This is a genomic window from Thermodesulfatator atlanticus DSM 21156 (genome assembly GCF_000421585.1).
Lineage (GTDB): Bacteria > Desulfobacterota > Thermodesulfobacteria > Thermodesulfobacteriales > Thermodesulfatatoraceae > Thermodesulfatator > Thermodesulfatator atlanticus.
In genome coordinates, this window is sequence record NZ_ATXH01000028.1 from 22,821 (window position 1) to 31,455 (window position 8,635).

Consider the following 8,635-nt stretch of genomic DNA (forward strand, 5'->3'; position numbering starts at 1 on the left):
GTGAACTATGGCTTTAATTGATCTGCATAAACGTGAAATACACTGCAAAATTGTATATTATGGCCCTGGGAGATGCGGCAAGACCACCAATCTGTTCTATATCTATAATGCAGTCTCAGAAAAATATCGTGGTAAGCTTTTAACCATCGAAACCAAAGGGGACCGCACCCTTTTTTTTGATTTGCTCCCCATTAACCTGGGCAAAATCCACGGATTAGATATTCGTATTCAACTTTATACCGTTCCAGGGCAGGCGCATTATCGTGCTACACGCAAACTTGTCCTAAAAGGGGTTGATGGCATAGTCTTTGTAGCTGATTCCTTGAGAAAAAGGCGTGAAAAAAACATCGAAAGCTTACTAGACTTAAGAAACAATCTTCGCGAATACAATCTAGAGCTAGAAGAAGTTCCCTTAGTTTTTCAGTATAACAAACGGGACTTGGTATCAGCCAATATCCCGCTCCTCACCATAGAAGAATTAGAAAACGACCTCAACAAAGAATTGCGTGTTCCATATTTTGAGGCCGCAGCAGTAAAAGGCATTGGCGTGTTTGAGACCCTTAGGGAAATCAGCAAAAGGACGGTCAAATACGTGGCGCGCAAATACATTTTTTCGCAGAATTCTGCAAAAGCCCAAGGAGGCATTTTATGAGCCTTCCCAATGACAAAGACTTTGAATTAGCCGTAGATAAGGCCATTGATGAAATTTTTGGCAAAGTAGAATCACCTGAAAAAGAAATCGTTGAAGAAAACGAGGCCAAAACCCAACTTGAACTTGAGCCTATTAATGATACCGAGCTCAAGCTAGACTTAGAGCCAGCAACGGAAGAAAACAAAGTCATTGACTTCCCCCAATTAGAAGAAACCTTAAGCAAAATCGAGAAAGAAGAGCCTATTGAAGAAGCCCTTACCCAGGATGATCTAGAAAAAATTGCCGCGGCCCTCTTGAGCCTTGAGTGGGAAGTTACCCCTGAAACGTCTTTTGAATTCCTTACAATCCTTGAAGAAGCAAAACAAAAAGCTCCCCTGGAGCTACACCCCATATTTGACCTTCTCCATGAAGTTGGTACCTGGCTAAAAGACAGGCCAGAAGAAGCAAGACCAGAGTGGCTTCATTTTCTGCACCAAGGGATAGTGGCCTTGAATTTAGTAGTAGTCCACAAAAAAGATCCCGAACCTTACCTAGGGCAACTTAGACAGGCACTTAACAAGATCAAAAAAGGCCCTGAAACCGAAGAAGAAAAGATAAAAAAACGCCTAATAAAGCAATTAGCTTATGATTACCAAAGATTTGTCATGTTTGATTGGCTTTTTAGCCGCTCTCCCAAAACAAAACACTGGAAAACCATTTGCACCAAAGCTCTTAAAGAAATCGAAGAAGTCGTTTCAATGTTGCCAAAGGAAGAGCAGCCTAATTTAGAAGAAATAAAAACCAAAATCCTTCAAAAGGTCAAAAAACCTACCAAACAAATAGAAAAAACTCATCAAAATAAGGAACCACAAGAAACAAAGAAAGAATTACCTTTCAAAGAAGCTTATCACTGTATCTGTAACGGTGTAGATTTACTAATTCCCGCAGAGGAAGTGGCCTACTTTGGAAACTTTGACCCAAAATGGCAGAGTAAAATGAACGGGCAGTTTCCTTTGGTTTTGCTCCTCGGTTTCTGGCGCTTTTTCTCCATTGTCAAATTAAAAAATAAAATGAAGGGCGAACTTAGCCTGAAAGATGAAAAAACTCTAAGAAACCTCTCTTTACCTATCCTTAAAAAAGGTGAAGAACCTCTTTTCTTGCTGGTTTTATGGAAGAACGACAAAGGCGGCGTAGTACTTGCCGAAGACGCCTCTCTAATCAATATCCCTGAAGAAGCTTACTATGTCTCAAAAGGAAGTGGAGGTTCTATTTTCATAGGTAAAAAAGAATATATCGTTTTTAGGGTCTCATGAGTGGAGAAAATTTCGAACAGATATTCCGAGAAGCAGAAGTTTATGCCGAACAAGGCCTTTATGACGAGGCCATTTTGGCCTTTGAAATGCTACTTTCGCAGCTAGAAGACGAAGAATCCCAAAATGGCCTAAAGCAAAGAGTCCTCAAACGTATAGAAGAACTAAAAACATTAAAAGAACAAAAACAAATAGAAGAAGACCTGGGCCTTGAATTAGAAACCTCAGATGAAGAAGCCATCCAGGAAGCTCAAGTATTAAAAGAAGGTGGTTTTTACGAGGCTGCCTTGGAAATATTTGAAAATCTCCTAGAAAGCGGTAACAACAGCCCTGAAGTTTACCGTGGTATAGCGGAATGCATGCTTGCCTTGGGGCGCACGAAAGAAGCCATTACCACCATAAAAATGGCCCTAGAGATCCCTGATCTTACCCTTGATGAACGGGCAGCATTTAATTATCTCCTGGGCCAGGCCTATGAAAAACAGCAAAAAATAAAAGAAGCCTTAGACGCTTACAGCAAAACTTATCACTACAACTCATATTATCTAGACGTTGCCGAAAAAATCAAAAAATTAAAAGAGCTGCAGGAAAAATACGGAAGGCTCCAGTTACTTTTCGCTGAAGGCATACTTAAAGAAGAAGTCTTCGAAGAAGCTAAAAAAATAAGCAAAGAAACAGGGCAAAGCATAGAGTATGTTCTCTCTGAGCAGTTCGGTATCTCCAAAACAGACATAGGAAGGGCCTTAAGTGAATATTACGGTTATCCTTTTACAGAGTTTAATGAACTTGAACTTGGCCCCAAACCCTCTTGCCTAGCAGGGATTAAAGAAATCTTTTTCAGACAAAATGTTTGTATCCCCATTGCAGAAGAAGGAGACCGCATAATCCTTCTTATTGATGATCCCTCAGATAGCATGCGCCTTGATATGATCCGCCAGGTATTAAAGGCGGAAAAATTCGAGATACGTATCGCTATAAAAGAAGATATCTTCAAATTTATCGACTATTTTTACGGCAAAAGTGATTTCGATCTCCCTGAAGATTTTTCAGAACTCGAAGTAGTAGCGGAAGAAGAAGACCAAGATGTCTCAGAAGAAGAACTTGCAGATAGCGTAGTAGTACAACTTGCCAACCACATCCTAGAAGAAGCTTATCGCAAAGGGGCCTCTGACATTCACATAGAAGCACTTCCTGGAAAACGTGGTGCCCAGGTACGCCTGCGTATAGATGGCGAGTGCCATATTTTCAAAAAGATTCCCTTTGCCTACAAACGGGCCTTGATTTCACGCATCAAAATCATGGCCAACCTTGATATTGCCGAAAAAAGGCTCCCTCAAGACGGGAAAATCAAGTTTCGTCTCAAAAATGGCCGTTCCTTTGAAGTTCGTGTGGCCACCATCCCCACCATAGAAAACAACGAAGACGTGGTCATGCGTATCTTGGCCTCAGTAGAGGCCTTACCCCTTGATAAGCTTGGCCTGCGCGAAGAATACCTTGAAACCTTCAAAAAGTTGATTCAAATGCCATACGGCCTCATTTTGGTAGTCGGGCCAACGGGTTCAGGTAAAACCACCACCCTGCATGCAGCCCTGGGCTACATTAACAAGCCCAATAAAAAGATCTGGACCGCTGAAGACCCGGTAGAAATCGTCCAAGACGGTTTAAGGCAAGTACAGGTTAAGCCGAAGATTGGTCTTGATTTTGCGAGGGTGTTGCGGGCTTTTCTGCGCGCCGACCCAGACGTAATCATGATCGGTGAAACAAGAGACGAAGAAACCGCCCGCACTGTTATCGAGGCCTCTCTCACCGGGCACTTGGTCTTCACCACCTTGCACACTAACAGCGCCCCTGAAACAGTCACCAGACTCCTTGGCATGGGCATGGACCCTTACAATTTTGCCGACGCCCTGCTTGGCATTATCGCCCAACGTCTGGCCAAGCGGCTTTGCCCGCGCTGCAAAGAACCATACCATCCTTCTCACGAAGAAATAGAAATGCTAATCCAGGAGTATGGCGAACACCCCACTACCCCTCTGACTAAAGAAGCGTTCAAAGACGCAACCATGTTCCGCCCCAAAGGCTGCTCACATTGCAATAACACGGGATACAAAGGCCGCATGGCAATCCACGAACTCCTAGTGGCCAACGACGAAATTCGAGAGCTCATTGTCAAAAACGCACCTGTTCACGAAATCCGTGAGGCCGCTATGCGCGCAGGGATGCTTACCCTAAAACAAGACGGTATCTGGAAGGTCCTTGCCGGAGAAACAGACCTCAAACAAATCCGTGCCGTCTCTATAAGATAGTCTTAATTGTGTTAGCTTTGCCAAACTCCTTTTCTCAAGGGACGTTCTGATCTGTTCCCATTTCGTACCGAAAATGGGACTGATCCCTTACAGGTGAGCTTCAATACCAGTCTCAGCAATTCTGCGAAAGTATCCTGCGAGGTGCAATCAAGCCACCAGAAGTAGCCCCAGGAGCAGAGTACGTTGGCTCAGAAACCTGTCTTGAGTGCCACGAAGACCGCACCCTTGACGCAAAACACAACGTACACATGCGACTTGCCAACTACGAGGCCCCTGGCTACCAGGTGGGTTGTGAAGGATGCCATGGCCCGGGTTCGGTGCACGTGGATGCGATGGGTGAAGATGAAACCGAAAAAGGGCTTGCTGCCATTATCCGTTTTGGCGAAGAAGGCTTTCATGGAGAGGAGGCCTCAGCGGTTTGTCTAACCTGCCACGCTGACGGTGAGACCATGCATTTTGCAGGCTCAGCACACGCAGAACACGACGTGGATTGTCTTGCCTGTCACAAAGTTCACGACAATCCAAGGCCGCTTCTTCTTGCGCAAAAAGAATTTGATCTCTGCAGTAAATGTCACCGGGACGTCCAAGCCAAGATGTTTTTCATCTCAAGGCATCCGGTAAAAGAAGGCCACATGACCTGTGGAGACTGCCACAACCCTCACGGTACAGGGAATCCTATCCCAGGCATGCTTCGCACCGAAGAACGCCTAAATGACCTTTGCCTTACCTGCCATACCCGCTATCAGGGCCCCTTTGTTTTTGAACACGATCCTGTGATTGAAGACTGCACCATTTGCCATGATCCTCACGGTGCGGTAGCCAACAACCTGCTTAAACAGAATGAACCTTTTATCTGCTTGCAATGCCACGAAGCCCACTTCCACGCCACCAGGGACAACGCTCAGCCTGGTTTTGTCTTCCCTGACGATACCGTCATTAACGATGCTGCTGGCACCGGCACAGATCCAGTTTTATTCAAAGATCCATATACTGGCGAAACACCCCAAATTGTCTCTAGCGCTCACGGCTGGCAGAAATCGTTCCTTACCAAATGCACCCAGTGCCACCAGCAGGTACACGGCTCAGATCTGCCCTCTCAGTCTTTGCCAAGTCGTGGCATGGGCTTAACCAGATAAAACCGAAGGAGGTGAGCTTATGAAAATAAAATCTATTTGGTTCTTTTTAATAACCTTTCTGGTACTCCCCTTAGCCGATGTCTCCCTTGCTGAGGAAAAAAATTACGAGGCAAGCATCAGCTTGGGAGCAGCGGTAAACGATACTGACGAGTCCGCTAACAGAGCCGCGGAATACCGCAAAAACGTCGACATGGATAGCAACTGGCATGTCGGTGGCAGCCTTGATTTTTACGGAGAAAAAATGCGGCTCAACTTTGAAGGCCTTTACCAGACAGGGGACGAACAACAATACTGGGGAAACCTTGAACTCGGTCGGGCTATACTTTTTCGTTCTAGCTTTTACCGCTTTTATCACCGTCTTGACCACGACACCCTGGCCAATCTTGAAGCCCACTCTATGGAAGAACTTAAAACTGTTACCAAAGATAGTACAACTAAATGGGTTTCCCTGCCCAAGGGAGCAGGACTGGCCACGGTTTATCACACAGACTTCAACGCCGCTGACAGGTATGGCATCACCCGTAGCCAGTGGAAAAACAACTTGAAAGTAAATCCTCCTGGCCTTGCCGGGATAAGCTTTGAGCTTTACCACCGCTACGAAGAAAGAAAAGGCCTTGACCAGGCCCGCACCATGAGCAAATGTGCTGCCTGCCACGTAGTGACTCGCAGCAAAGAGATCCGCGAATACACCAACGACTGGAATCCACGGGTGCGCGCGCGCCTTGGCAAACTCTCCTTAGAATACTCTTTCCTCTACCGGGTTTTTAGAAATTCAAGTGACGTGCCTTTAAACATCTACAATGAAGCCATGCGCCCAGTGGCGGGAGATGGTACTAGTGTTGTGCCTGGCGCCGGTTCTCTCCTTTTTGACGCGGAACTTCAGTTTGACGCCACTGATGGCTGGCTGCCTTTTGCCCGCACCCCTGAAAATAGAAAAAGACTCCATTCTCTCAAAGCCAAGTATGACTTCAATCTTGAAAGACACGTGTTCGTAGGTTTTGTTAATTCAAATATCATAAATCTGAGCACAGACGAGGGACTTAATACCCTGTGGGGTAATTTTGGCAAAGAGTTAGAAATCGACTACAATGCCCTTCACGCCCGTTTCTTCGCCAAACTGCGCCACAATCTCACCCTGACCCTTAAGGCAAAGTACATGAACATGGATGCCGACGATGTTTTCCTTGATGTGGTAGAAATGAGACTTCCTGACACTTATCCAAAATATCCTGGTATGACTTATCGAGAAGTCATCGGGTGCACCTGTGATATTACCCGCTATTCAGCTTATGACAGCGAGGAATACATCCTTGAAGGTGACCTTGCCTGGCGCTTGCGCCGCGACTTAAAACTTTACTTCTCTTACGGGCTTGAAATTATCAAACGCAACAACGCCAGCCACGATCTGGGACATCCTCCAGTTAACGACCAGACCACCGAGCACAAGTTCAAGCTTGCGGCAAACTGGCGCCCAGTGAAAAACCTAAAGCTAAAGGCCATTATAAGCTTATGCTCATCGACGATCCCTACACCCATTTTAACGCCTATTGCCCTACTACTTTGCCAAGATTCGATAATGATATGAATGACGACGGCTGGGCGGATATCTGGAACCCTTACAACTGGTATAGCAAGTGGGTTTATGCGCCAAGGCAATACGACGCCTCAGCCCCGCCAGACACGGCCCACGAAATAGTAGCCAAGGCCGACTACACCCTAAACGCCAAGACCATGTTCCAGGGAAATATCCGCTATTATTACGGCGAAAATGACGAGCTACAGGTTTATAAATACGAACGCGAAGCCTTTAACGCTGGCGTAAACGTCACCTACACCCCCTTTAGCAAACTTGGGTTGAACGCTGGTTACAACTTCTTCTGGGATGAAACCCAATCGCGGATATGCTCGGCCTTTTACTACGGGTGAGCTGGCCACGTATTCTCCTCCCAGGTGGGAGGCTACGGCAAAGAAATCAACTGGGAAAACGAATCTCACGTTTTTTTCTTAAACGCCAACTACATCCCCATGCCCAAGCTTGAAATGGCTGGTACCATTTCATACACCATTGGTAAAGCCGAAATGGATGACATGGTGTTCTATGCCAGTGAAGATCCCTTTGATTTAGATGGGTACTCCTTTGAGAACCTAACAGGAGTAGAAAACTTCTCTGACCTTGACTATCGGATGCTTGAGCTTGAAATGGCGGCCACTTACCACATAAGAAATAACCTCTCCTTCACCCTGAACTACTGGTACGCTGATTTCGAAGACGACGAGCCCTATGTTTACGGAGACCTTGACGGTGATGCTTATAGTGTCACCGGATTTATCACCTATCGCTTCTAACCTCCTCCTCTAAAGATATACCCACGAAGGGGGCAAAGGCCCCCTTCTTTTTTGCTTGGCATCGCTCAACTCACCTGACACGTTTTTTTTATGCATAATCATTATTGGGAGTACATTTTATCCGACAAGGTGGTCATCGCGAGGCAACGTAGTCCGTGGCAATCTCAGGAAACCTCTAGAACTTCTACAACCTCTAGAACTTTTATTACTGATCACTACTCACTGTTCTCTGTTTACCTCCTGTCATCCTGAGCCCTAGGCGAAGGATCCATTAATCGATTTCTGGATTCTTCGGTCGCTTCGCTCCCCCAGAATGACGGGTGGTGAGTTGTCATCCTGAGCCGTAGGCGAAGAGCCTGCCCTGAGCTGAAGGCGAAGGGATCCACTCCCCTTTCTGCCATCCTGAGCGAAGCGAAGAATCCACTAATGGATTCTTCGGTCGCTCCGCTCCCTCAGAATGACAAAAGAAAATCGCTCCCTCAGAATGACCCTTTACCCGTCATCGCGAGGCGACGTAGTCGCCGTGGCGATCTCCTGAGATTGCTTCGTTTCGCTCGCATGACCGCTGAAGGTTGTTATACTGCTACCTTAAAAATCCGGACACCTCAGAAAGGGAGAGTTAAGTTAAAATAGTTTGCCAAGGGAGGTGTCCTATGAAAAAGCGTCAGTTTTCCCCAGAAGAAAAATTAGCCATAGTTCTAGAAGGCCTAAAAGGCCAAAAGTCCGTAGCTATATCTGCAGGGAACATCAAATATCCCAGTCGGTGTTTTACCGCTGGCGAGACAAGTTCCTGGAAGGTGGTAAGAATGCCTTGGCTTATGGGGCTCCTTCTCAAAAAGAAGCACACCTCAGGGCTGAGATCGAGAAACTCGAAAGGATAATAGGCAAGCAGGCTATTCAGATTGA

Annotated in this window: 7 protein-coding genes and 1 pseudogene; all 8 read left to right on the forward strand. The window is 46.1% G+C overall.

All coding sequences use genetic code 11. The features are described from left to right. The first annotated feature begins 7 nt into the window (after window positions 1–7). A complete protein-coding gene (locus tag H528_RS0110140) occupies window positions 8–652 on the forward strand; it encodes a GTP-binding protein (RefSeq protein WP_022854203.1) in 645 nt (214 codons plus the stop codon). Next, window positions 649–1,944, forward strand: a complete 1,296-nt coding sequence (locus tag H528_RS0110145; protein WP_022854204.1) for a hypothetical protein — start codon at window positions 649–651, stop codon at window positions 1,942–1,944. Before H528_RS0110140 ends, H528_RS0110145 begins: the two co-directional genes overlap by 4 nt. After that, on the forward strand, window positions 1,941–4,247 hold the full coding sequence (locus H528_RS0110150) for an ATPase, T2SS/T4P/T4SS family (protein ID WP_022854205.1): 2,307 nt from the start codon (window positions 1,941–1,943) through the stop codon (window positions 4,245–4,247). The genes H528_RS0110145 and H528_RS0110150 overlap by 4 nt, the downstream gene beginning before the upstream one ends. A gap of 146 nt (window positions 4,248–4,393) precedes the next feature. After that, on the forward strand, window positions 4,394–5,383 hold the full coding sequence (locus H528_RS13500) for a GSU2203 family decaheme c-type cytochrome (protein ID WP_245540440.1): 990 nt from the start codon (window positions 4,394–4,396) through the stop codon (window positions 5,381–5,383). A gap of 19 nt (window positions 5,384–5,402) precedes the next feature. Next, window positions 5,403–6,968, forward strand: coding sequence for a GSU2204 family CXXCH-containing (seleno)protein (locus H528_RS0110160; protein ID WP_022854207.1), 1,566 nt, complete (start codon window positions 5,403–5,405; stop codon window positions 6,966–6,968). Continuing rightward, entirely contained in the window at window positions 6,965–7,309 is a 345-nt protein-coding gene (locus H528_RS0110165; protein ID WP_022854208.1) for a hypothetical protein, read from the forward strand. The genes H528_RS0110160 and H528_RS0110165 overlap by 4 nt, the downstream gene beginning before the upstream one ends. A 24-nt stretch (window positions 7,310–7,333) precedes the next feature. Further along, window positions 7,334–7,729 (forward strand): hypothetical protein, encoded by a 396-nt coding sequence (locus H528_RS14175; RefSeq protein ID WP_022854209.1) that lies wholly within the window; start codon window positions 7,334–7,336, stop codon window positions 7,727–7,729. A gap of 763 nt (window positions 7,730–8,492) precedes the next feature. Beyond that, window positions 8,493–8,635: pseudogene (locus H528_RS14850) on the forward strand (IS3 family transposase); the annotation flags it as partial.